The sequence below is a fragment of the Catenulispora acidiphila DSM 44928 genome (genome assembly GCF_000024025.1).
Lineage (GTDB): Bacteria > Actinomycetota > Actinomycetes > Streptomycetales > Catenulisporaceae > Catenulispora > Catenulispora acidiphila.
On sequence record NC_013131.1, the window covers coordinates 1,838,536 to 1,859,723 of the forward strand.

Annotated in this window: 22 protein-coding genes; 14 read left to right on the plus strand and 8 right to left on the minus strand. The window is 70.4% G+C overall.

Annotated elements, in window-relative coordinates; genetic code table 11:
- Positions 1 to 70: 70 nt before the first annotated feature.
- Positions 71 to 3,193 (minus strand): hypothetical protein, encoded by a 3,123-nt coding sequence (locus tag CACI_RS49665; RefSeq protein ID WP_049871506.1) that lies wholly within the window; start codon positions 3,191 to 3,193, stop codon positions 71 to 73.
- 86 nt (positions 3,194 to 3,279) lie between these two features.
- Entirely contained in the window at positions 3,280 to 5,391 is a 2,112-nt protein-coding gene (locus CACI_RS45260) for a serine/threonine-protein kinase (protein WP_012785834.1), read from the minus strand.
- 87 nt (positions 5,392 to 5,478) lie between these two features.
- Between CACI_RS45260 and CACI_RS08085 the strand changes: the two genes are divergently transcribed.
- Positions 5,479 to 6,231 (plus strand): class III extradiol ring-cleavage dioxygenase family protein, encoded by a 753-nt coding sequence (locus tag CACI_RS08085; RefSeq protein ID WP_012785835.1) that lies wholly within the window; start codon positions 5,479 to 5,481, stop codon positions 6,229 to 6,231.
- A 149-nt stretch (positions 6,232 to 6,380) separates the two neighbouring features.
- Here the strand turns inward: CACI_RS08085 and CACI_RS08090 are convergent, their stop codons facing one another.
- Positions 6,381 to 6,851, minus strand: coding sequence for a hypothetical protein (locus CACI_RS08090; RefSeq protein WP_012785836.1), 471 nt, complete (start codon positions 6,849 to 6,851; stop codon positions 6,381 to 6,383).
- A gap of 168 nt (positions 6,852 to 7,019) precedes the next feature.
- On the opposite strand from CACI_RS08090, the gene miaA reads away from it, so the two are divergent.
- From miaA to CACI_RS08110, 4 genes are read left to right on the plus strand one after another with little or no spacing between them, the layout of a single operon-like run.
- The gene (miaA, locus tag CACI_RS08095; RefSeq protein WP_012785837.1) at positions 7,020 to 7,934 is read left to right on the plus strand and encodes a tRNA (adenosine(37)-N6)-dimethylallyltransferase MiaA; all 915 of its coding nucleotides are present in this window, start codon (positions 7,020 to 7,022) and stop codon (positions 7,932 to 7,934) included.
- Positions 7,931 to 8,812: a diaminopimelate epimerase gene (gene dapF, locus CACI_RS08100; protein ID WP_012785838.1), complete on the plus strand. Its 882-nt coding sequence runs from the start codon at positions 7,931 to 7,933 to the stop codon at positions 8,810 to 8,812. The genes miaA and dapF overlap by 4 nt, the downstream gene beginning before the upstream one ends.
- Position 8,813: 1 nt before the next feature.
- On the plus strand, positions 8,814 to 9,905 hold the full coding sequence (locus CACI_RS08105; RefSeq protein WP_012785839.1) for a ferrochelatase: 1,092 nt from the start codon (positions 8,814 to 8,816) through the stop codon (positions 9,903 to 9,905).
- 29 nt (positions 9,906 to 9,934) lie between these two features.
- Positions 9,935 to 10,759, plus strand: coding sequence for an inositol monophosphatase family protein (locus CACI_RS08110; RefSeq protein ID WP_012785840.1), 825 nt, complete (start codon positions 9,935 to 9,937; stop codon positions 10,757 to 10,759).
- A 45-nt stretch (positions 10,760 to 10,804) separates the two neighbouring features.
- Here the strand turns inward: CACI_RS08110 and CACI_RS08115 are convergent, their stop codons facing one another.
- The gene (locus CACI_RS08115) at positions 10,805 to 10,987 is read right to left on the minus strand and encodes a hypothetical protein (protein ID WP_012785841.1); all 183 of its coding nucleotides are present in this window, start codon (positions 10,985 to 10,987) and stop codon (positions 10,805 to 10,807) included.
- Between the two features lie 202 nt (positions 10,988 to 11,189).
- On the opposite strand from CACI_RS08115, the gene CACI_RS08120 reads away from it, so the two are divergent.
- From CACI_RS08120 to CACI_RS08130, 3 genes are read left to right on the plus strand one after another with little or no spacing between them, the layout of a single operon-like run.
- Positions 11,190 to 11,846, plus strand: a complete 657-nt coding sequence (locus CACI_RS08120; protein WP_012785842.1) for a response regulator transcription factor — start codon at positions 11,190 to 11,192, stop codon at positions 11,844 to 11,846.
- Positions 11,847 to 11,875: 29 nt separating this feature from the next.
- A complete protein-coding gene (locus CACI_RS08125) occupies positions 11,876 to 13,123 on the plus strand; it encodes a sensor histidine kinase (protein WP_049871507.1) in 1,248 nt (415 codons plus the stop codon).
- Between the two features lie 22 nt (positions 13,124 to 13,145).
- Positions 13,146 to 13,442: an MTH1187 family thiamine-binding protein gene (locus CACI_RS08130; protein WP_012785844.1), complete on the plus strand. Its 297-nt coding sequence runs from the start codon at positions 13,146 to 13,148 to the stop codon at positions 13,440 to 13,442.
- A 52-nt stretch (positions 13,443 to 13,494) separates the two neighbouring features.
- On the opposite strand, the gene CACI_RS08135 is transcribed toward CACI_RS08130, so the two are convergent.
- A complete protein-coding gene (locus tag CACI_RS08135) occupies positions 13,495 to 14,004 on the minus strand; it encodes a flavoprotein (RefSeq protein WP_012785845.1) in 510 nt (169 codons plus the stop codon).
- Between the two features lie 119 nt (positions 14,005 to 14,123).
- Here CACI_RS08135 and CACI_RS08140 point away from each other — a divergent pair, with 119 nt between their 5' ends.
- Positions 14,124 to 15,329, plus strand: a complete 1,206-nt coding sequence (locus tag CACI_RS08140) for a helix-turn-helix domain-containing protein (protein WP_012785846.1) — start codon at positions 14,124 to 14,126, stop codon at positions 15,327 to 15,329.
- 327 nt (positions 15,330 to 15,656) lie between these two features.
- Here the strand turns inward: CACI_RS08140 and CACI_RS08145 are convergent, their stop codons facing one another.
- Positions 15,657 to 16,175 carry a gamma carbonic anhydrase family protein gene (locus CACI_RS08145; RefSeq protein WP_012785847.1) on the minus strand — a complete coding sequence of 173 codons (519 nt, stop codon included), beginning with the start codon at positions 16,173 to 16,175 and terminating at the stop codon, positions 15,657 to 15,659.
- A gap of 338 nt (positions 16,176 to 16,513) precedes the next feature.
- Between CACI_RS08145 and CACI_RS08150 the strand changes: the two genes are divergently transcribed.
- Positions 16,514 to 16,807, plus strand: a complete 294-nt coding sequence (locus tag CACI_RS08150; RefSeq protein WP_012785848.1) for a DUF4193 domain-containing protein — start codon at positions 16,514 to 16,516, stop codon at positions 16,805 to 16,807.
- Positions 16,808 to 17,059: 252 nt separating this feature from the next.
- On the opposite strand, the gene CACI_RS08155 is transcribed toward CACI_RS08150, so the two are convergent.
- Together CACI_RS08155 and CACI_RS08160 are read right to left on the minus strand one after the other, a co-directional pair.
- The gene (locus CACI_RS08155) at positions 17,060 to 17,509 is read right to left on the minus strand and encodes a DUF3093 domain-containing protein (RefSeq protein WP_012785849.1); all 450 of its coding nucleotides are present in this window, start codon (positions 17,507 to 17,509) and stop codon (positions 17,060 to 17,062) included.
- A gap of 56 nt (positions 17,510 to 17,565) precedes the next feature.
- The gene (locus CACI_RS08160) at positions 17,566 to 17,829 is read right to left on the minus strand and encodes a hypothetical protein (protein WP_049871508.1); all 264 of its coding nucleotides are present in this window, start codon (positions 17,827 to 17,829) and stop codon (positions 17,566 to 17,568) included.
- 188 nt (positions 17,830 to 18,017) lie between these two features.
- Here CACI_RS08160 and CACI_RS08165 point away from each other — a divergent pair, with 188 nt between their 5' ends.
- The 4 genes from CACI_RS08165 to CACI_RS08180 all read left to right on the plus strand — a co-directional run bounded on the left by CACI_RS08165 (position 18,018) and on the right by CACI_RS08180 (position 21,130).
- The gene (locus CACI_RS08165; RefSeq protein ID WP_012785851.1) at positions 18,018 to 18,557 is read left to right on the plus strand and encodes a PaaI family thioesterase; all 540 of its coding nucleotides are present in this window, start codon (positions 18,018 to 18,020) and stop codon (positions 18,555 to 18,557) included.
- Complete coding sequence (gene dut / locus CACI_RS08170) at positions 18,557 to 19,015, plus strand: dUTP diphosphatase (RefSeq protein WP_012785852.1); 459 nt, start codon at positions 18,557 to 18,559, stop codon at positions 19,013 to 19,015. Before CACI_RS08165 ends, dut begins: the two co-directional genes overlap by 1 nt.
- Positions 19,016 to 19,220: 205 nt before the next feature.
- Positions 19,221 to 19,985 carry a DUF3710 domain-containing protein gene (locus tag CACI_RS08175; protein WP_012785853.1) on the plus strand — a complete coding sequence of 255 codons (765 nt, stop codon included), beginning with the start codon at positions 19,221 to 19,223 and terminating at the stop codon, positions 19,983 to 19,985.
- A gap of 338 nt (positions 19,986 to 20,323) precedes the next feature.
- A complete protein-coding gene (locus tag CACI_RS08180; RefSeq protein WP_012785854.1) occupies positions 20,324 to 21,130 on the plus strand; it encodes a DUF3159 domain-containing protein in 807 nt (268 codons plus the stop codon).
- The last annotated feature ends 58 nt before the right edge of the window (positions 21,131 to 21,188 follow it).

A 21,188-nucleotide genomic window follows, 5' to 3' on the forward strand; every position in this document is an offset into this window, starting at 1 on the left:
TGATTCGTGAACTGATGAAGGCCTCTGCGACCATCGCAGAGGCCTTCATCAGTTGAATGGGCTACCAGCGTTACTGGTTACCGGACCAGTTGTCAGGACCCGCGGTGTCCACGGCCTTCTTCGCGGCGGCGTCGAGCCACGGCGCGATCTCACTGGACTCCGAGTGGTTCACGGCCAGCGCCACCGACAGGATGATGTAGCGGTGCTGCTGCTCGCGGTACTGCTTGATGGTGGCCGACTGGTAGTCGCCCTGGCAGGTCGTCGAGCCGGCACCGCTGCCGGGGCACCAGATGCCGAAGTCGGCAGCGGACTGCTTGGCGAGGTCGTTGTAGACGACGGTCGCGGTGTGCTGGTCGGGCAGCGGCAGGACCTTGACCGAGACCAGGTACTGGCCGCTGTCGTCGACGAAGCTGGCCGCGATCTCCTTGCTGCAGCTGTTGGAGGTCAGGATGTCCTGCATGTTCGAGGACATGTCGGTCTGCACGCACGGCTGCACACTGCCAGCCTTGAGCGTGTAGTGCACACCCTTGTCGTCGGTGAACTCCTGCGGCACCAGCGCATTGAGCTCCAACGGCGTCTTGTCCGTCTGGAACGCGTTGAACTGCGTCGGATCGAACGGCGTGGACGTCAGATCCGGCGGCGAAGCGGCGTCGCTGTCCGACTCGGTGTCGGTGACATCGTCGCTCGAGGAGTCACTGGCCGAATCGGTCGGACCCGACTTGTCAGAGCTGGACGTCGAGGACCCGGTGGGGAAGTTGGTACTCGGCACCGACGTCGGACCGTTCGAAGCAGACGAACTCGACGAGTGCCCCACCGCCCCGAGATTGTCAGACGACCCCCCACCATTACTCCGCGTCGCCAGCACAACCAGCGACACCACCGCCGCGACCGCCGCCACCGCCCCAACAATGATCGCCGCGGTCTTGCCGCGATTGCCCTTCCCAGGCGGCGGTCCCTGCTGCGGGAAGTAGGGCGGCTGGTTGGGCGGGTAGGGCGGCTGCCCAGGCCCGGGCCCGACGCCGGCGTTGCCGCCGGGACCCCATGGGCCGGGCGCGGGCTGGGGTCCGGGACCTGCTTGTGGCCACGGGCCCTGCTGCGGCTGGGGCTGCGGTTGCGGCTGAAGCTGAGGCTGCGGGGATTGCAGCCACGGATTCGGCGCACCGGCGGACGGCGGAATCGCATCGGACTGGCTCGCCACAGGCGACACGATGTCAGCAGCCTGCGTGGGCGCAACGAAAGGATTAACAGGCGCCGGCTCGGCTTGCGCAGCCGCGGGAATGGGAAGCGCGCGGGTCGCCGAGTTGTCCGGCGAGGCGATTTCCTGAGTGGAGGACTCGGGAACCGCGTCGGCGCCGGCGATCAGGGGAACCTGGCGAGTCGCTTGGCTGTCGGCATCGGCTGCCGGGACTGCGTCGGCGATCAGGGGAACTTGGCGAGTCGACTGGCTGTCGGAATCGAGCGCCGAGACCTGCTGGGTGGCTCTGTCATCGGCATCGGCTGCGACCAGAGGAACCTGGCGGGTGGAGTCGCTGTCGGTGTCGGCCGCCGGAGTGTCATCGGCAGCAGCGATCGGAGTGGACTCGCTGGTGTCGGCATCGGCTGCCGGGATTTCGGCGGCGGCCGCGACCAGAGGGACCTGGTGAGTGGGCTTGTCGCTGGTGTCCGAGCCGGTCTCTGAGTCAGAGTCCGCGTTGGCGGCCGAGCTGGTGTCCGAGTCCGAGCCTGAGCCAGAATCGGTGTCCGAGCTGGTGTCCGAGTCCGAACTGGCTTCCGAGTCGACGGTATCCGAGTCGGTGTCGGCGTCCGAGTTGGCGGCCGAGCTGATGTCCGAATCCGGGTCCGAGCTGGCGGCCGAATCCGAGCTGATGTCCGAGTCCGCATCCCAGCTGGCGGCCGAGTCGATGTCGGTATCCGAGCCGGTGCCGGTGTCCGAGTCGATGGCCGTGTTGGCGTTGGAGTCGGAGCTGGGGCTGGAGGCGCTGTCCGAGTCCGAGTCGGTATTGGCGTCCGGGCTGGCTTCGGTGTCGGTTTCCGAGCTGGCGTCCGTGTCCGAGCCAGTGTCCGAGTCCGTGTCGGCATCCGAGTTGGCGGCCGAGCTGGCTTCGGTGTCGGTGTCGGTGTCTGAGTCAGTGTCCGAGCTGGAGCTGGAGGCGCTGTCCGAGTGTGAGTCGGTGTTGGCATCCGAGCTGGCTTCTGAATCGGTGTCGGCGTCGGAGCTGAGGTCGGAGGCGCTGTCCGTGTCCGAGCCGGAGTCGGTGTCGGAGCTGAGGTCGGCGCTCGAGTCGGAATCCGTGCCTGAGCCCGAGTGCTCGCCATCGCCATCGCCATCGCCATCGCCATCGGCGTCGTCAGAGGCAGCGGCAGCCTCGTTCTCGCCGGTCTCGGCGAGGAGGTCGGCGGGCGACATGGGCTGGGTGGCGTCGTTGGGGTCGTCGGGTTCGGGGGTGGGGGCTTCTTCGGCTGCTGCGGCGCTGGCTGATTGGGCTTCGTGGAGGGCGTCGGGTGCGTGGGGGGGTTCGAGGGGGGCGCCTAGGCGGGTGAGTTCGGTGATGGTGCGGTCGATTGTTGTTGTGCGGTCGGGTTGGGTGTTGTTCAGGGTGGTGAGCAGGGTGGTGAGGGTGGGTTGGCGGGGGGGTTGGGGGGTGTCGGGGCCTTCGGCGGCTAGGTGGAGGGCTGTGGCGAGGGTGGGGAGGTCGTTTTCGTTTGTTTCTATGGGGAGGAGGAGGACTTGGCCGTCGTCGGTGAGGAGGATGTGGTCGGCGGCGGGGGAGATGCGGGGGCCGGGTGCTGATATTGCTGTGATGGCGCCGGCTGCTATGAGGAGGATTTGTTCGGCGGGGAGGGCGCCCCATTGGGTGACGGCGTCGGCTAGGGTGCGGGCCGGTATGGGGTCGGCTACTAGCCAGGCGCCTGCGTCGCCGGTTGCTGTGCCGGTGACGGGGAGGGTGCCGGTGCGGTTGCGCCAGCGGTGGGGGTCGAGGGGGTTGGTGACGGCGGGGTCGGGCGTGGTGGGCGCCTCGGTGGTCGTGCCGCTGTCGCTGGTGCCGTCGGTGTTGTCGTGGTCTGGCTCGGTCGTGATCGGGACCAGCACCACGTCGGTGCCGTCGATCTCGTCGTGCGCGCGCCACGCCGGTCCCAGCGGCTCGCTGGTCCGGTACCTTCCGGCGACCAGATCCCCACTTTGTACGGACAAGGCCCCGCCCTCCCTCGTCATCAGGTCCCTGCTGTCTGGAGTTACTGCACCGCTCTTACTGCACCGCTCTTACTACACCGCTGCTGTCACTGCGTCGCGACCTGGGGTCCGCCTTGCTTCGCCGCGCTGGTGGCGGCGGGGGTGAGCCAGGTCAGCGCGGACTTGTCCTTCGTGAGGTTCACGTAGAGCGACACGGCGTGGACCAGGTACCGGTGGTCGGGCTGGATGTAGCCGTACTGCTCGGCGTCGCCGGTGGTCTTGTCGGACGTGCAGATGTCCGCGCCGGGCCCGCTCTTGGGGCACCAGATGCCCCAGTCCTCGACCGTGAACGCGCTCTTGGCCTGCATGTCCTTGAACGCCGTCTGCGCCGTCGAGGCGTCCGCCAGCGGCAGCACCGCTATGTCGACCATGACGCGGCCGGCGCTGTCGGTGTACGTGCCGATCGCCTGGTCGGCGCACTTGTACTGGGTCAGCATGGCCTTCAACCGCGTGCTCTCGTAAGAGTTGACGCACTTGTCGGTCCAGCGGTTGGTCGCCGTGTAGACGACGCCCTTGGAGTCCGTGAACGACACCGGCAGCAGCGAGTCGGGGTCGAACGTCGTCTGGTCCGTCGAGGACGAGTCCCAGCTCGCCGGGTCCGTGACGGCGTCCGAGCTCTGCGTGTCCGAGTCCGACGGGCTCGAGGGCTGCGAGGAGTCCGGGCCGTTCACCGGCGCCGAGGACGTCGTGGATCCCGAGGACGGCGCCGAGGAATGCGGCACGGAAGCCGAGGTCGGGGCGGTCGGCGGGGGCGGGGTCGCCTTGTCGCTCTTGCCGCCGCCGGACAGGGCGATCGCCGCGACGACGCCGCCGACCACGACCAGCGCGCCGATCGCGAGGCCGACGTTGCGACCGGTGTTGTCCTTCCGCGTGGGCATCGGGCTGGTCTGGAAGCCAGGACCGAAACCGGGACCAGGACCAGGACCGAAACCGGGACCGTTGCCCGGGCCCATCGGGCCCATCGGCATCGAACCACCCGGGCCGCCCGGCCCGTAGGGACCAGGACCCCCAGGACCAGGACCGAAAGGCATAGCCTGCGGCGGATAAGGAGTCTGCGACCCCCCGCCCGGACCGCCCATCGGACCACCCATCGGACCGACCGCGTCAGCGGCCATCGTCGCCGGCGCCGTGGAGACCGGGAAAGGCGTTCCCGTCCCAGGAGTGTTCGCGCCCCGAGGGCCCGGAACCGTAGCCCCCGGCGTACTGCTGTCCCCGTTCGTCCCGGCCACCATCGTCGACGGCACGAACGGATTCGGCGTGCCGCCGGACCCGGGTATCGCCTCCCTCAGCGTCCCCGAACTCGGCGTCGCCCCGCTCAGCCGCTCCAGCTCCGGACGCGCCCGCGCCGCGGTCCAGCGCGCCGCGGGGTCCTTCGTCAGCAGCCCGCTGATCAGCGGCGCCAGCGCGGGCACCCGCGTGACCGGCGCCGTGTCCTCGAACAGGATGGCCGTCAGCACCCCGACCGCCGTGTCGCGCATGAAGGGGGAGCGCCCCTCGGCCGCGTAGTACAGCGTCGCGCCGAGCGAGAACAGGTCCGAGGCGCCGTCGCTGGCCTCGCCGCGGGCGCGCTCGGGCGCCACGAACTCCGGGGAGCCGACCAGGACGCCGGAGGCCGTCATGGTCAGGTCGGCCTCCTGGACCGCGATGCCGAAGTCGGTGAGCAGCACCCGGCCGTCGGTGGTGAGCAGCACGTTCGCCGGCTTCACGTCGCGGTGCAGGATGCCCGCGGCGTGGCTGGCGGTCAGCGCGTCCAGCACGCCGAGGCCGATCTTGGCGACCTGCTCTTGGGGCAGCGGGCCGAACTGCTCGACGGCCTGCATCAGGTTCTGCGAGGGGATCAGGTCCATGATGATCCACGGCAGCCCGCGGTCGGAGACCATGTCGTGCACCGAGACGATGTGCGGGTGGTTGCGCATCCGCGCGGCGTTGCGGGCCTCGCGCTGCGCCCGCGCGAGGCGCTCGGCGCGCTCGCTGTCCGAGAGCATCGGCGGCAGCCAGACCTCCTTGACCGCCACGTCGCAGTCCAGCGCCTCGTCGTGCGCCTTCCAGACGCGCCCCATGCCGCCGGCGCCCAGCCGTTCCACGAGCCGGTACCGCCCGGCTACCAGGATCCCCTCCACGCCGTGGCTGTCCTGCTCGTTGTCGTGTTCCCCAGCCACTGCTGGCCCCTCCAGAATTCCGACTTTACGCAGACCAGTGTGTCAGCACCTGCCGACCGCCGCGACCACGTGCCCTACCCTGGACGGGTGTTGATCGCCGCCGCCGTCGTACCGCATCCACCGGTCCTCGTGCCCGAGGTCGCGCAGGGCTTTTCCCCGGACCTGGACACGCTGCGCTCCGCCTGCGAGACGGCAGTCGGCCGCCTGTACGCCGCCGGAGCCGACGAAGTGCTGATTGTAGGCGCAGGACCCGGTCAAGGTGACGATGTTGCCGCGCGGGGTGATTTCCGTGCTTACGGAGTGGATCTGACCGTTGACGGGCGGTGGGGAACGCCGGATTCGGTCACGCAGGGCACCGCTCCGATGACGCTCCCGTTCCTGATCGCCGCCTGGCTCCTGCGCGACCGTCCGACCGAGCCCGTGCGGCGGCCGGTGATGGTGGACGAACACGGCGGGGCAGTCGGCAACGGGGCAGTCGGCAACAGGGCAGTCGGCAACGGGACAGGCAGCAGCGACACAGTGAACAGCGCTGCGCGCCAAGCGATGCTGGTCCTCGGCGACGGCAGCGCCTCGCGCACCCCGCAAGCGCCCGGCCACTTCGACGAACGCGCCGAACCCTACGACGCGGCAGTCGCCCGAGCCCTCGCCACCGCGGACACCGCGGCGCTCGCCGCCCTCGATCCGGACCTGTCGCGCGCACTGCACGTCGCCGGGCTCCCCGCCTGGAAGCTCCTCGCCGACGCGGCGACCGCATCAGGAGTCGAATACGACGCCGAGCTGCTCTACGACGAAGCGCCCTACGGCGTCGGCTACTTCGTCGCCACCTGGCTCGCTCGTTGACCGTTGATCGGCACCAAGCGCCGCCCTATATACAGACACCGCCCTCTATAAAGACACAGCAACGGCCGCGGTCTCCATCCCTGGAGCCCGCGGCCGTGTTGGATCCCCCATCCGACGGCGCCCGCCGCTGAACCGGCGCCGCAGGCGTGTCAGCCCAGCTTGTCCTTCGCCTGCCGGACCCCGGAGTCGGTCTTCTCGTCGAAACGGTTGCCGGTGGCGCCCTCGGCCATCTCCCCGGCTCTCATCTCCCCGGCCTGGTCGGCGCCGCTGGCGGCGTTGCCCTTGATGCTCTGGGTCATCCCGCCGGCGGAGTCCTTGGGCGGAGCGCCGTCGTCGCCGACGCCGGGTGCCGCCTCGCCGGCGGTGGCCACGGGCGCGCCCTCGGAGACCATGGTGGACGCGCCGGCCTCGGAATCGGCCTCGGCGCCCGCCGGGGCGTGGGCCGCGGGCGGGGCGGAAGGATCGGCCGCTTCGCCCTTCTTCTTGTCCATCATGTCCGAGACCTTGTCCTTGGCCTGGCCCGCGACGCCGCCGGCCTTGTCCCAGGCCTGCCCCGCCACGTCGCCCGCCTTGTCGGCGGCTCCGCTCACCTTGGTCTTGAACACATCGAAGATGCCCATGTCGCCTGCGTTTCCTTCCGTGAAGCGGGACCTTCCCCCAAGTGGATCACGCAGAGCGTCACCTGTCGAGCCGAATCCGTCACTATGTGTGACAGTGTTCAGGCGCCTGACCGGCGGGTCCGGTCCGGGATGGAAGAATCGTCGGGTGAGCGCCGCAGGATCGCCAGCATGAACCCAGCCACCGTCCCGGTGATCGCCGTGGTCGGCCCGACCGCCTCCGGCAAATCCGACCTCGGCGTCGCGATCGCCGAAGCGCTGCGCGGCGAGGTGGTCAACGCCGACTCGATGCAGCTGTACCAGGGCATGGATGTGGGCACCGCCAAGCTGACCGTCGCCGAGCGCCGCGGTGTCCGGCACCATCTGCTCGACGTCTGGCCGGTGACCCGCGCCGCCAACGTCGCGGAGTACCAGACGCTGGCGCGCGTCGAGACGGACCGCCTGATCGCGCGCGACCGGCCGCCGGTCTTCGTCGGCGGCTCGGGACTGTACCTGCGCGGGGCGCTGGACGAGTTCGAGTTCCCCGGCACCGACGGGCTGATCCGCGAGCGGCTGGAAGCCGAACTCGCCGAGGCCGGTCCGTTCGCGCTGCACCAGCGGCTCAAGGACCAGGACCCGCAGGCCGCCGAGACGATCCTGCCGTCCAACGGACGCCGCATCGTGCGCGCGCTGGAGGTGATCGAGCTGACCGGCGGCCGGTTCACCGCGACGCTGCCCGAGCACACCGACCACTACCCGCGCACCGTGCACCTCGGGCTGGACATCGACCGCCCCGCGCTGGACGAACGCATCACCGTGCGGGTGGACCGCATGTGGGAGGCGGGCTTCGTCCAAGAGGTGCGGGACCTGGAGCCGCAAGGACTGCGCGACGGCCTCACCGCGAGCCGCGCGCTCGGCTACGCGCAGGTCCTGCGCTTCCTGGCCGGGGAGTGGACCGAGGAGCAGGCGAAGGAGGAGACGGTGCGCGCCACCAAGCGGTTCGCGCGGCGCCAGGACTCCTGGTTCCGCCGGGACCCGCGCGTGACGTGGTTGCGCTACGACCGGTCCGACCTGCTGGAGGCGGCGCTGGATAGGATCGGGGCATGATCCTCGACGGCCTGCCGGCCCGCACCACCCTGACCAAGGGCCACGGCACCGAGAACGACTTCGTCATCGTCCCGGACCCGGACGGCACGCTGGAGATCGCGCCCTCGCGCGTCGCCGCGCTGTGCGACCGGCGAGCCGGGATCGGCGCCGACGGCGTGCTGCGCGTGGTGCGCACCGCCCGCATGCCCGGGTACGAAGACCAGGCCGCGGAGGCGGAGTTCTTCATGGACTACCGCAACGCCGACGGCAGCGTGGCCGAGATGTGCGGCAACGGCGTCCGTGTCTTCGCGCTGTTCGTCACGGCGCGCGGACTGGTCAAGGGCGGCGGCGTCGGCGAACCGGTGGAGTTCGCCGTGGGCACGCGCGGCGGGATCAAGCGCGTGACGCTGAGGGCCACCGGCGAGAACACCGCGGACGTGACCGTCGACATGGGCATCCCGGTGTTCCCGACCGAACGCGGCGCCGTCACGGTCGACGTCCACGGGACGCCGCGCGACGCAGTGGACGTGGATATGGGGAATCCGCACGCTGTCGTCTTCGTGGACTCCACCGACGATGCCGGATCTCTCTATGAGATGCCCACTGTGTCGCCCACAGGCGTCTACGCAGAGGGCGTCAACGTGGAGTTCGCCGCGGACGTCGCTCCGCGCCACCTCGCCATGCGCGTCTACGAACGCGGCGTCGGCGAGACGCGTTCCTGCGGCACCGGAGCCTGCGCGGTGATGATCGCCGCCGCGCGCCGCGACGCCGCGGACGCCGGGACCGAGTACACCGTGGACGTTCTCGGCGGCCGGCTGCGCTTCGTCGAGCGCGCCGACGGCCACCTGGAGATGACCGGGCCGGCGGCGCTGGTCTTCGACATCATGGAGTCCCGCTGACATGTCGACCACCGCTCCGTACGACGCTTTGCTCCTGGTGTCCTTCGGCGGTCCCGAAGGACCCGAGGACGTGGTGCCCTTCCTGGAGAACGTGACCCGCGGCCGCGGCATCCCGCCGGAGCGGCTCAAGGAGGTCGGCGCGCACTACTTCGAGTTCGGCGGCGTCAGCCCGATCAACGCGCAGTGCCGCGACCTCATCGCCGCGCTGCGCCAGGACTTCGCGGACACCGGCCTGAAGCTCCCGATCTACTGGGGCAACCGGAACTGGTCGCCGTTCCTCGCCGACACGCTCGCCGAGATGGAGGCCGACGGAGTCCGGCGCGCGCTCGCGGTGTTCACCAGTGCCTACTCCTCGTACTCCGGCTGCCGGCAGTACCGCGAGGATCTGGCGCGGGCGCTAGAGCAGTCCGGCACCTCGATCCAGTTCGACAAGATCCGGCCGTATTTCAACGAGCCCGGGTTCGTCGAGCCGATGGCGGACGCTGTCGCGGCGGCGGTCGCAGGGCTGCCGGAGAGCGCGCGTATGGCGCCGCGCCTGGTGTTCGTCACGCACTCGCTGCCGCGCACCTATGCCGAGACCTCCGGTCCGATCGGCGGCGCGTACGTCTCGCAGCACCTGGAAGTGGCGCGTCTGGTGGCCGAGGGCGTCAGCCGCCGCACCGGCCTGGTGCTCCCGCACGAACTCGTCTTCTGCTCGCGCAGCGGACCGCCGCAGATGCCGTGGCTGGAGCCGGACGTCAACGACCACCTGCGCGACATCAAGGCGCAGGGCGCGACCGGCGCGGTGCTCGCTCCGATCGGCTTCGTCTCCGACCACATGGAGGTCATCTACGACCTCGACACCCAGGCCGCCGAGACCGCGCAGGAGATCGGCCTGCCGATGGCGCGCGCCGCCACGGTCGGGACCGATCCGCGGTTCGTCGCCGGACTGCGCCGCCTGATCCTGGAGCGCGCCGCGGTGGCCCGCGGGGACAGCGAGGGCGAATCGCTGTCGACGGTCGTCGGCCGGCTGCGCGCCTTCCCCGACGTGTGTCCCCTGAACTGTTGCCCGAACCCGCGCGCGCCGCTCCCGGCGGTGGCGGGGGAGGATTAGCAAGATCCCTATAGGAAGGTCCACCCCTCATGTCTGACAACGCCGATCCCAAGGAACTGCTGGAACTGGCGGTGCGTCTGGCCGCCGAGGCGGGACGGCTCCTGGTCGAGGACCGTCCGCGCGATCTCGGGGTGGCCGAGACCAAGTCCAGCCCGACCGACATTGTGACGGTCATGGATCAGCGTTCGGAGAAGCTGATCGTCGAGGGCATCCTCGCCGAGCGGCCCGACGACGGCATCCTCGGCGAGGAGGGCTCGGAGCGCGCGGGGACCTCCGGGGTGCGGTGGGTGATCGATCCGGTCGACGGCACGGTGAACTACCTCTACGAGCTTCCGATGTGGGCCGTCTCGATCGGGGTGGAGATCGACGGCGAGATGGCCGCCGGCGTGGTCGAGATACCGATGCTGCGCGAGAGGTTCACCGCGATGCGCGGGCACGGCGCTTTTCTCAACGGAGAGCCGATCCGCGCCTTTAGCGCGCAGTCGGAGGGCAAGCCGGTGCCGCTGGAGCGCGCGCTGGTCGCCACCGGTTTCGGGTACGCGGCGCAGCGGCGTGCGGTGCAGGGCGCGATCGTGGCGGAGTTGATGCCGCTGGTGCGGGACATCCGGCGCGGGGGTTCGGCGGCGATCGATCTGTGCTCGGTGGCGTGCGGACGCGTGGACGCCTACTACGAGCGCGGGGCGAAGCCGTGGGACTTGGCGGCCGGCGCACTCATCGCCCAGGAAGCCGGGGCGATGGTCGGCGGCCTATATGGAGCGGCCGCCTCCGACGAGATGACGGTGGCGGCCGCTGACGGGCTTTTCCAGGCCTTGCGCGAGTTTCTTGAGGGACGCAACGCGGCGCGGGACTCCTGAGGGGTTGAGGGAGGGAGTCCGGCACCTTCCTGCCGGGATTTCCGGTCAGGCGGCGCGGGGGAGGTCGTCGCGGACCTCCACGTGGTGGTTCGCGGCGATCCGGAGCAGGTTGTCCAGCTCCGCCTGTTCCACCTGCACCGCGTAAACGTCCTCGGCGATCATCGCACCTTGCAGGCGGGACTTCGTCTCGCGGATACGCTGGGTCAGGCCGGTGACGAATTCGAGCATGGTCTCTCTCCTGCGGGGGTGACGCTAGGGGGCTTCGTGCCTTCTGCCCGGCATCCTCGCCAGGGAAACTTTGGATCACCTGAGAAAACCCTGTGATCATGAGACGTGTGTCACTTACCCGGTGTTTACCTGGTGACCAGGCATGATGGGCGCCGGACCCGGAGCGCCGGGGACCGCCTGCCGGACCGAGGGAGAGCGCGCTGTGCGGGTGCTGGTCGTGGAGGACGAGCAGGTGCTGGCCGACGCCGTGGCCACCGGGCTCCGCCGGGACTCCATGGCGGTGGACGTCGTCTACGACGGCGACGCCGCGCTGGAACGGATAGCCGTCAACGACTACGACGTGGTCGTGCTGGACCGCGACCTGCCTCTGGTGCACGGCGACGACGTCTGCCGCCACATCGTGCACAGCGGTCTGTCGACCCGGGTCCTGATGCTGACGGCGGCCGGCGACGTCGCGGACCGCGTGGAGGGCCTGACCCTCGGCGCCGACGACTACCTGGCGAAGCCTTTCGCGTTCCCAGAGCTGATAGCGCGCATCCGCGCTCTGGGCCGCCGCGCGGTCCCGGCGCTGCCGCCGGTGCTGGAGCGCGCGGGTATTCGCGTGGATCCCAGCCGGCGCGAGGTTATGCGGGACGGACGGCTGGTGCCGTTGTCCCCCAAGGAATTCGCGGTACTGGAAGTCCTTATGCGGGCCGACGGTGCGGCTGTGAGTTCCGAGCAGTTGCTGGAGAAGGCGTGGGACGAGAACGCCGACCCGTTCACCAACGTGGTGCGCGTCACGGTGATGACGCTGCGCCGCAAGCTCGGTGAGCCGCCGGTGGTGCTGACCGTTCCCGGCGCGGGCTACCGGATTCCCTGATGCAGGAAGTCCACGGTATACAAGGCGTGATGGCGGGCAATTCCGGAGCGGTCGACAGCACCTACGGCGGCGAGGTCGGGCCGGCCGCGGTGCCGCAGGGCGTCCGCCGGCGCGGGCTGACCATCCGGCTGCGCATGACGATCACGTACGGCGCCTCGGTGTTCGTGACCGGCGCGGTCCTGATCTACACCGCCTACACGCTGTTCAAGTGGCGGCTCGGACACCCGGTCGCGGACGTCTCCGAGCCCGCGGACTGCCAGCGGCCCAAGGCGTCGATGACCCTGGCCGAGACGAAGAACTGCAAGGCCATCGCCGACCAGCAGATCCTGCGCCAGATCGACAAGCCGCTGATCTTCGTGCTGCTGATCTCCGCGGTGGTCGCGCTCGTGATCGGCTACTTCCTGGCCGGCCGGTTCCTGCACCCGATCAACCGCATCACGCGCATGGCGCGGCGCGTGGCCAGCCGCCCGGACCGGAGCATGCACGCGCGCATCGACATGGACGGCCCGCAGGACGAACTCGTCGAGCTCGCCCAGACCTTCGACGGCATGCTGGACCGGCTGGACCAGGCCTTCGAGGGGCAGCGCCGGTTCGTCGGCAACGCCTCGCACGAGCTGCGCACGCCGCTGGCGATCAACCGCACGCTGCTCGAAGTGACGCTGATGGACCCGGAGGCCTCCGAGCAGACCCGGCAGCTGTGCCGCACCCTGCTGGCCACCAACGAGCGCAGCGAGCGCATGATCGAGGGCCTGCTGCTGCTGGCCCGGGCGGACAACGAGCCGGCCCACCGGGAGGACGTCGACCTCGCCGAGGTGGCGTTCCGCTCGGTCACGCAGTGCGAGCTGGAGGCGGCCGAGCGGCAGGTGGCGATCCGCACCTCGCTGCAGCAGGTGTCGGTCTCCGGCGACGGCATCCTCATCGAGCGCATCGCGATGAACCTGATCCAGAACGCGCTGCGGCACAACATCGGCGCCGGCGGCTGGGTCGACGTGCTCAGCTACGACCGCTCCACCGACCTGCCCGGCCACGGCCTGCTGGTGGTCGCCAACACCGGTCCGGAGGTCCCGGCGTACGCGGTGGAGACGCTCTTCGAGCCCTTCAAACGCGGCACGCAGCCCTCCGGCGCCTCCCCGGCCCGCGATCCGAAGGACAAGGGCGTCGGGCTGGGCCTGTCGATCGTGCGCTCCGTGGTGCGCGCGCACGGCGGCCGGGTCGCCGCCGAGCCGCGGCCCGGCGGCGGGCTGATCGTGCGGGTGTGGCTGCCGGTCGGCATGTGAGGGTTCGACCTAAGATCGAGCCATGATTATCGCGTTCTCTGTGACCCCGATCGGTGCCGGCGAAGGTGTCAGCGAGTATGTCGCCGACGCCGTGCGGGTGGTGCGCGAGAGCGGGCTGCCCAACTCCACCGACGCGATGTTCACGAGCATCGAGGGGGAGTGGGACGAGGTGATGGCGGTGGTGAAGGCCGCTGTGGACGCGGTCGCTGCGAAGGCGCCGCGGGTCAGCGTGGTGTTGAAGGCGGACATCCGCGCCGGGGTCACCGATGGTCTGACGGCGAAGGTGGCTGCGGTCGAGGAGAAGCTCGCCGGGCAGTGATGCCTTGACGCTTTGTTGCTTTGACGCCTTGGCTCTCTGCCGCCTTGACGCCTCACCCCGGCAGAAGTTCCGCCATCGCCAACCGTAGTTGCCGCCACGGGAACTGCTGAACATCCTCGTCCGGCTGGATGAAACGGACACCGCTCTCGAAGAGCAGCTGCGCGTGCGCGTCGAACGCAGGGTGCTTCTGCAGCTCGTCCTTGGCCCAGATCGTCGCCGCGATCGGCAGTCCGGCGCCCAGGTTCTCGTTGAGGATTCCCAGGACCAGGGTGTCGGAGATGCCCAGCGCCCACTTGTTCAGGGTGTTGAACGTCGCCGGTGCGACCAGGATCGCGTCCGGTGAGGGCAGCACGTCCGGCTCGCCCGGCAGCCGCTGCTCCACGCGTACCGGATAGCCGGTCGCGATCGACACCGCGGCGGTGTCCAGGAAGCGCTCCCCGTTCGGCGAGCAGAGCACGCACACGGTCCAGCCGTCGGCCTGCAGGCCTGGTACCGCCTCGGGGTGGGACAGCAGTTCCGCGGCCGGCGGGGCGCCGCACGCGATCAGGTAGAGGACTGGCACAGGGATCCTCCCGGCGGGTCGGGGACATTCTGTCGACCTGGCCCGAACGGCACCGTGCCCGGGCGGACGATGGGTCTCGCAATCGGGATGTTCCTCATTGACCGGATTGTGAGGCTGGCATGGCGACCTACGAGCAGGAGCCCGACGGCGGGCGGATCCGCCGTCTGCGCAGACGCGCCGGGCTCACGCAGGCCGAGTTCGGACAACTCATGGGCCGTTCCCAGGGCTGGGTGTCGGGCATCGAGAACGGCGACCTGGAGCTGGATTCGGTGACCCTGATCGTACGCGCCGCGAGCGTCCTGAAGGTCTATCCCAACGAAATCACCGGACGCCCCTACGACCCGGGCACCCGGGCCGAGGACCGCGGCCACCGCGCGATCCCCGCCCTGCGGCGCGTGGTCTCGCGCCACGATCTGCCGCCGGACTGGCCGGTGGAACCGCGCTCGCGCCGGGAGTTGGAAGCCGCGGTGGAGCAGCTGGCGGTGCTGCGCATGGCCGCGCGCTACGCCGATCTCGGCGAAGCCGCTCCGAACCTCATCCGGGAGATCCACGCGGCGGCGTACGTCGCCCGATCCGGGGAGGAGTCCGAACGGCTCCACGGACTCCTCGCGCGGGCGTATAAGGAAGCGGACACGGTCGCCCACGAGCTCGGCTACGACGACCTGTCCACGCTCACCACAGAGCGCTTCCGCGCCGCCGCCCAGCGCGCCGGGGACCCGTGCTTGTCAGTGGTCTTCGACTACCTGCGGGTCCGCGACTTGTGGGCCGCGGACTTGTGGCCCGACGCGCTGGATCTGATCGACGGCGCGATCGGCTTCGTCGGCGAGCCGCGCCAGAAGGAGCAGGCGTCGGTGTGGGGCTCGCTCCAACTGCGCGCGGCGATCACCGCGGCGCTGTCGTCCAAGGAGGACGAGGCATGGCAGCGCATCGCCCTGGCCGACGAGACCGCGCGCCGCCTCGGCGAGGGGTACGACCCGTACAAGCTCGCCTTCTGCTCGGCGAACGTCGACATCCACAAGCTCGCGGTGGCGGTGGAGATCCGCGACGGGGCGCGCGCGGTCGCGCTGGCGTCCCAGACCCGGCTGCCGGCGAGCTTCCCGGCCTCCCGGCGCGGACGCTTCCATCTGGACGCCGCGCGCGGCTGGATCTACCACGGCGGCTACGACCAAGCGCTGAACGAGATAGAGCGGGCCGAGCGGATCGCGCCGCTGCTGGTGCGGAACAACCCGGTCGCGAAGGCCGCCGTGCGCTCGCTGCTGAGCCACGAGCGGCGCAGCCAGCGGGAGCGGCTGCGGCGTATGGCGGGGCGGATGCACATCTCCTGAGGCGGTCCTTATGGCGCGCCCAGGGAGAAGGTGCGCACAGGGAAGGGCTTCAAGAGCGCGGGATGACCATCCGTTTCGGTATCAAGAGTCGGCGGCTGCGGATGAGGGAGGTTCCGGTCGAGCGCGTAGCGGTGGCGGCGGAGGCGGGACGCGGGGAGCGTCGAGCGGTCCGGCGGGGCGTGGGCGGCCTCCAGGAGGTCTCGGAACGCGTTCTCCCGCCGGGGCTGTTCGGCGTGCCGCGCCAGGCGGTCCAGAGCCTCGCGGAGCGCGCCGCCGAGGCGCTCGGCGGGCTCAGTCGGGTCAGCTGGTTCAGCGGGGTCAGCCGGGTCAGTCGACGCGCCGCAGTTCCTCGCGGTAGCGCTTGCCGTTGGCCACGTAGCGGGCGACGGCGTCGTCGAAGCTGCCCTCCGGGACGGTGTTCTCCCGGATTTTCGCCGGGACGCCGAGGGCCATCGCGCGGGAGGGGACCTCCACCCCGTTGCTCACAACGGCGTTCGCGCCCACCAGGGCTCCCGTGCGCACCACGGCGCGGTGCAGCACCACCGAACCCGAACCGATCAAGCACCCGTCTTCCACCACGCACCCCTCCAGATGGGCGATGTGACCAACGACACAGTCTGATCCGATCACTGTGGGCAACATCTCAGTGGCATGCACCACTGTGCCGTCCTGAATCGACGTCCGGTCGCCCACGGTGATCCGGCCGTAATCGCCGCGAAGGACGGCACCGGGCCACACGGTACTTCCGGCACCCACACTGACCTGGCCGATCACCGTGGCGTCCGGGTGGATGTAGGCGTCGGGGTGGATTTCCGGCACTGCGTCGCCGATTGCGTAGACGGCCATGGTTGGTCATCCTTCCTTCGTGTGGCTGACGTGATGTCCGGAACGAAACGGGGCGAGATGGGACGGATGGGACGGCGGATCAGGCACTCGGATCACCTGTTCGGGTCTGTTCCGGGGTGTCGATTGCGTAACGGGTCTTGAAGTACGGCACAATCTGCGCTTCAGCGGGCACAATTGCGCTCCTTTCCGCGTTACTGCGCTGACGGCGAAACGCCGACGGCGCCCGAGCGCAGACGGTAGCGCACCGCTTGTGCCGGCCGCGTCGGGGCGCCACCGCCGTCGCCGCACTGAACAGCACCAACACGACGACGAAAAGCCGTCAGGGGAGAGGGATAAGAATGGCTACCGACTACGACACACCGCGCAAGACCGACGACGACCTCAACGAGGACAGCCTGGAGGAGTTGAAGGCCCGGCGGACCGACAAGGCCGCGGGCCTGGCCGACCTGGACGAGGGCGACAACGAGTCGCTCGAACTCCCAGGCGCCGACCTGTCCAACGAGGAACTGTCGGTGCGTGTGCTGCCGCGCCAGGCGGACGAGTTCACGTGCACCAGTTGTTTCCTGGTGCACCACCGCAGCCAGCTGGCGCGCGAAAAGGGCAACGAGATGACCTGCAAGGACTGCGCCTGACCGCGTCGTCGCCAGGTAGTCTCTGCGCCCCTTGGGCCCCGCTTCGCGGGGCCTTTGCGCTTCGCGGGGCCAGTGCGGGGCCAGCCGGGGCTCGTGCGGCTCATACGGGGCTTGAAGGGGGTCTGGGGGCGATCGGGGTCGCTGGGGGGCGCTCAGGGGGAGTGGGCCTCGCCCAGGATCCGTGCCGGACCCGCCGCGGGTCAAGGAATGCCGACGGAAGTTGCTGCGAACGGGCGAGAAACGCGCGGCGCCTCAGCGCGCGGAGAGCACCTTCACCAGCTTGTCCGGACGCCGCGTCGACAGGTACAGGTACGGCGTGGGGTCCTCGGGATCGGTGACGTCCACGCGTACCGCGGTGGTCACGTAGCCCCGCAGCAGGATGAACGCGCGCGCGTCGGCCTCGGTGGTCCGGAGCCGCCGGGCCGCCTCGGCGTCCAGGGCGGTGGCTGCCCCGAGCGCCGTGAGGGGGAGTCGGGCCGGGCCGGCTTCCAGGTACCCGTCCTGGACGCGTACTGCGATGCGTCCGTAGGCGACCACGAGGGCCGCGCCGAGCGCCGCCGTGACGATCGCCGCGACCAGGGCCGCGACCGGGCTCACGCGCAGAAAGACGAGCCCGCCCATCACCCCGGCCATCACGGTGACGGCCCACCAGCCGGCCGGCGCGGTGAGACGTTCCTCGTAGGTGCTGTCCTTGCCTGCCATGCCGACAATCTCCCACATCCTCCTGAGGGGTCTGCAGCCGTCCCCTCCGCGGACCGTCACCGGTCCTGGGCCGTCCCCTCCCTTCCGGCTCCGGCGACCGTGTCCCACCCGGGGACCTCGGTGATCGTGCCGGGCTCCACGTCCCACTCGCGCCCGCCGCCGGGCGGGCGGAGCCAGGCCCGGGCCCGGGTGTAGGCCATCAGCCGGCCGATGCGGCCGCCGGCGTCCCGGACGAGGGCTCCGACCGGGGGAAGGCCGGCCGTGTCCACGGTGGATAGCGCCCTCCCGCGCTCCGATTCAGGGCTCTGTTCAGACTTCATATCCAGGAAGGTAGGACGCGGGCGCGACGCGGATATCAGTCACAGTGATACGAGGCGGATACGGAGGGTGTCCGGCAGACGCCCGATCGGGTGTGAGCGTGGCCACGCCCGATCGGAGCGGGGCGGGCCCAGCCGGTAGATTCCTCATCGTGAGACCTGCCTCCACGACTCCGCCGGCCGACGCCGTGATGCCGGACAAGCACTCCAACGCCCCCGAGCCCGGCACCAAGCTCGGCTCGCACTACTCGCGCTGCTTCGGCTGCGGGGACGACGCGCTGGGCGGCTTGCGGGTGTCCTCGACAGTCGGCGAGGGCCTGAGCGTCACCACCGAGTTCACCGTCACCGACAACCATCAGGGCGCCCCGGGCCTGGCCCACGGCGGGCTGCTGGCCCTGGCCTTCGACGAGGCGCTGGGCGCCGTGAACTGGCTGATCGGCGCGATCGCCGTCACCGGCCGGCTGGAGACCGACTACCTGATGCCGGTCCCGGTCGGGACCACGCTGCACATCACCGCGCAGTGCGACGGCATCTCCGGCCGCAAGATCTACACCTCCGCGGTCGGCCGCCTGGGCGGTCCCGAGGGCGAGGCCGCCGTCCGGGCGACCGCGATCTTCATCCAGGTGGGCGTGGACCACTTCCTGTCCAACGGGCGCTTGGAGGACGTGCAGGAGGCCATGCACGACCCCGAGCAGCTCCGGGCCGCGCGCGCCTTCGAGGTCAACCCGTAGTGTCCGGGGTCGACGTCCTCATCCGGCGGCTCGACGAGACGCTGCCGCTGCCCGCGTACGCCCATCCGGGGGACGCCGGGGCGGATCTGCTGACGACCGTGGACGCCACCCTGGCTCCCGGCGAGCGCGCCGTGCTGCCCACCGGCGTCGCCATCGCGCTGCCGGACGGCTACGCCGCCTTCGTGCACCCGCGCTCGGGCCTGGCGGCGCGCTGCGGCGTCGCGCTGGTCAACGCCCCGGGCACGGTCGACGCCGGATACCGCGGGGAGATCAAGGTCATCCTGGTCAACCTGGACCCGGTGCATCCGGTGACGCTGAAGCGAGGCGACCGGGTGGCGCAGCTTGTAGTACAAAGGGTCGAGAGGGCGGTCTTCCACGAGGTCGCCGAGCTCCCGGGCTCGCACCGCGGCGACGGCGGTTTCGGTTCGACGGGGACGGCTGCGGGAACACTCGCCTAGATCCTGCGCGTTCCTACAGAGGGGCCGAGTGACGGTACTCTCGCCAAGGTCTCGCGTGACGACCGTGCACCAACCGGCCCGGGTGGGCCGGGATCGAACCGTGTCCGTCGGCGTGGCCTTGCCGGCCCTGGCGGCCGGGGCGGGTGGCGCCCCGTGGAGAAGAGCGCTGCGTCGCAGGACGCAGAGATAGAGAGAGTGGGAAGCCGTGGTTTTCCGACGCGGACAGAAGGGCGACTCGGACCGGCGCGACCGGGTGAGCGAGGCCGACGCCTACGGCGACCTGAGCGAGATCAAGGACGAGGAGCGCAAGATCAGCCTCGCCGACGTCTCGCGGGCCGCGGGACCCTGGGACTTCAACGAGGTCGAGGATCCCAAGGCCGGACGCGTCGATCTCGGCGCGCTCCTGGTCCCGGCCGTGGAGGGCATGGAACTGCGGCTGGAGATGGCCGACGCCGAACAGGTGATCGCCGCGACCGTGGTCTCCCGCCAGTCGGCCGTGCAGCTCCAGGCCTTCGCCGCACCCCGCAGCGAGGGCATCTGGGCCGAGGTCCGCGCCGAGATCGCCCTGGAGATCTCCAAGCAGGGCGGCACCGTCGACGAGCGCGACGGACCCTTCGGCATCGAACTCCGGGCCCAGGTCCCGGTCCAGGCGCCGGACGGCAGCCGCGGCGTCCAGCTCGTCCGCTTCATCGGCGTGGACGGCCCGCGCTGGTTCCTGCGCGGCGTCGTCTCCGGCCAGGGCGCGGTCCAGCCCAAGGAGGCCCTGGACATAGAGCACGTCTTCCGCGACACCGTGGTCAGCCGCGGCAACACCCCGATGGCCCCCCGCGACCCGATCCCGCTCCGCATGCCCGCCGAGGCCCAGGAGGCCATGCAGCAGCAGGCCGTGCCCGCGGAGGAAGGCAGCCAGTACACGCAGGGGGACCTGAACCCCTTCGAGCGCGGCCCGGAAATCACCGAGCGGCGGTAGGCGGCGCTAAGCAGCAGTAGGCAGTGGTTCGCGGGGAACAGCAGGTAGTGGCAGGCGGTGCGTCGCGCGGCGGGTGAACGCGCGACGGCCGGCGGCGAGGACTGATGGGGATGACTGGCGGCGCTGAGCACATTGCTGAGCGCATCCGGGCACATATACGGCGGCGCTGAGCACGTCCGGCGGCGCTGAGCGTGCCGAGGGGTGACAAGTCCGGCTCAACCGGTCTCCGCCCCGCTTGGGCCCCGGCGGGTTGCAGCGGTTGGGGAATCCGCGCCCAGGAGTGACTGGTGGGCCGAGCAGTCCTGTTCCGGGCGGCTCGGCCCGCTACAGTTCGGAGTATGTCCTTGGAGAGCGGCCAGCGTGCCGAAGCGATGAGCCGGGCCCGGCACGCGGCGCCGGACACCGAGGCCGGCGGCGACGGGGTCGTCCTGGACGCGGCTCAGGCTGAGCGCGACGCGGTGGCCAAGCAGGCTGAGACCAAGGCCTATGAGGACGCCGTCAAGAAGGCCTTCGGCGGCAAGATGGGTATGGCCGACGCGGGTCTGCCGGCCATCTGCTTCCTGATCGTCTACACCGCGACCAACCACCTCAACCCGGCCGTCATCGGGTCGGTCGGGGTCGCGCTGCTGATGTTCGTGATCCGGCTCCTGCGCAAGGAGACGCTGCAGCACGCGCTGTCGGGCCTGTTCGGCGTTCTGGTCTGCGCCGCCTTCGCGAAGTTCTCCGGCCACGCGCAGAACTACTACCTGCCGGGCATCCTGATCAACCTCGGCTCGTTCCTGCTCTTCGCCGGAACCGCGCTGGTCCGCTGGCCGATCGCCGGTCTGATGATCGGACCGATCACCGGTGAGATGACCACCTGGCGCCAGGTCCCCGGCCGGCTGCGCGCCTTCACCAAGGCCACCTGGCTGCTCGCCGGGCTGTTCGCGGTGAAGCTGGCGGTGCAGGTCCCGCTGTATCTGACGCACCACACGACGGCGCTCGGCGTGGCCCGGCTCGCGCTCGGCTACCCGCCCTACCTCGCGTGCCTGTACGTCGCGTGGCAGTGGATCAAGAACGCGCCGCCGCCGGTGATGCCGGAGACCGCCGACGGCACCGCCGAGGTCGAGGCCGTGACGGCGGCCGAGGGCAACAACCCGGCCTGAGTCCGCAACGTGATCGCCGCACCGCCTCGTCACAGGGGCATGCGACGACACGTCTCCC

Coding starts and splice junctions, on each gene's coding strand:
- CACI_RS08115 (WP_012785841.1), bottom strand. CDS start 10,987: ATGCTCGAATTCGTCACCGGCCTGACCCAGCGTATCCGCGAGACGAAG.
- CACI_RS08160 (WP_049871508.1), bottom strand. CDS start 17,829: ATGAAGTCTGAACAGAGCCCTGAATCGGAGCGCGGGAGGGCGCTATCC.
- CACI_RS08130 (WP_012785844.1), top strand. CDS start 13,146: ATGATTATCGCGTTCTCTGTGACCCCGATCGGTGCCGGCGAAGGTGTC.
- CACI_RS08090 (WP_012785836.1), bottom strand. CDS start 6,851: ATGGGCATCTTCGATGTGTTCAAGACCAAGGTGAGCGGAGCCGCCGAC.
- CACI_RS08140 (WP_012785846.1), top strand. CDS start 14,124: ATGGCGACCTACGAGCAGGAGCCCGACGGCGGGCGGATCCGCCGTCTG.
- CACI_RS08110 (WP_012785840.1), top strand. CDS start 9,935: ATGTCTGACAACGCCGATCCCAAGGAACTGCTGGAACTGGCGGTGCGT.
- CACI_RS08180 (WP_012785854.1), top strand. CDS start 20,324: ATGTCCTTGGAGAGCGGCCAGCGTGCCGAAGCGATGAGCCGGGCCCGG.
- CACI_RS08155 (WP_012785849.1), bottom strand. CDS start 17,509: ATGGCAGGCAAGGACAGCACCTACGAGGAACGTCTCACCGCGCCGGCC.
- CACI_RS08105 (WP_012785839.1), top strand. CDS start 8,814: ATGTCGACCACCGCTCCGTACGACGCTTTGCTCCTGGTGTCCTTCGGC.
- CACI_RS08125 (WP_049871507.1), top strand. CDS start 11,876: ATGGCGGGCAATTCCGGAGCGGTCGACAGCACCTACGGCGGCGAGGTC.
- CACI_RS08150 (WP_012785848.1), top strand. CDS start 16,514: ATGGCTACCGACTACGACACACCGCGCAAGACCGACGACGACCTCAAC.
- CACI_RS08165 (WP_012785851.1), top strand. CDS start 18,018: ATGCCGGACAAGCACTCCAACGCCCCCGAGCCCGGCACCAAGCTCGGC.
- miaA (WP_012785837.1), top strand. CDS start 7,020: ATGAACCCAGCCACCGTCCCGGTGATCGCCGTGGTCGGCCCGACCGCC.
- CACI_RS08145 (WP_012785847.1), bottom strand. CDS start 16,175: ATGGCCGTCTACGCAATCGGCGACGCAGTGCCGGAAATCCACCCCGAC.
- dapF (WP_012785838.1), top strand. CDS start 7,931: ATGATCCTCGACGGCCTGCCGGCCCGCACCACCCTGACCAAGGGCCAC.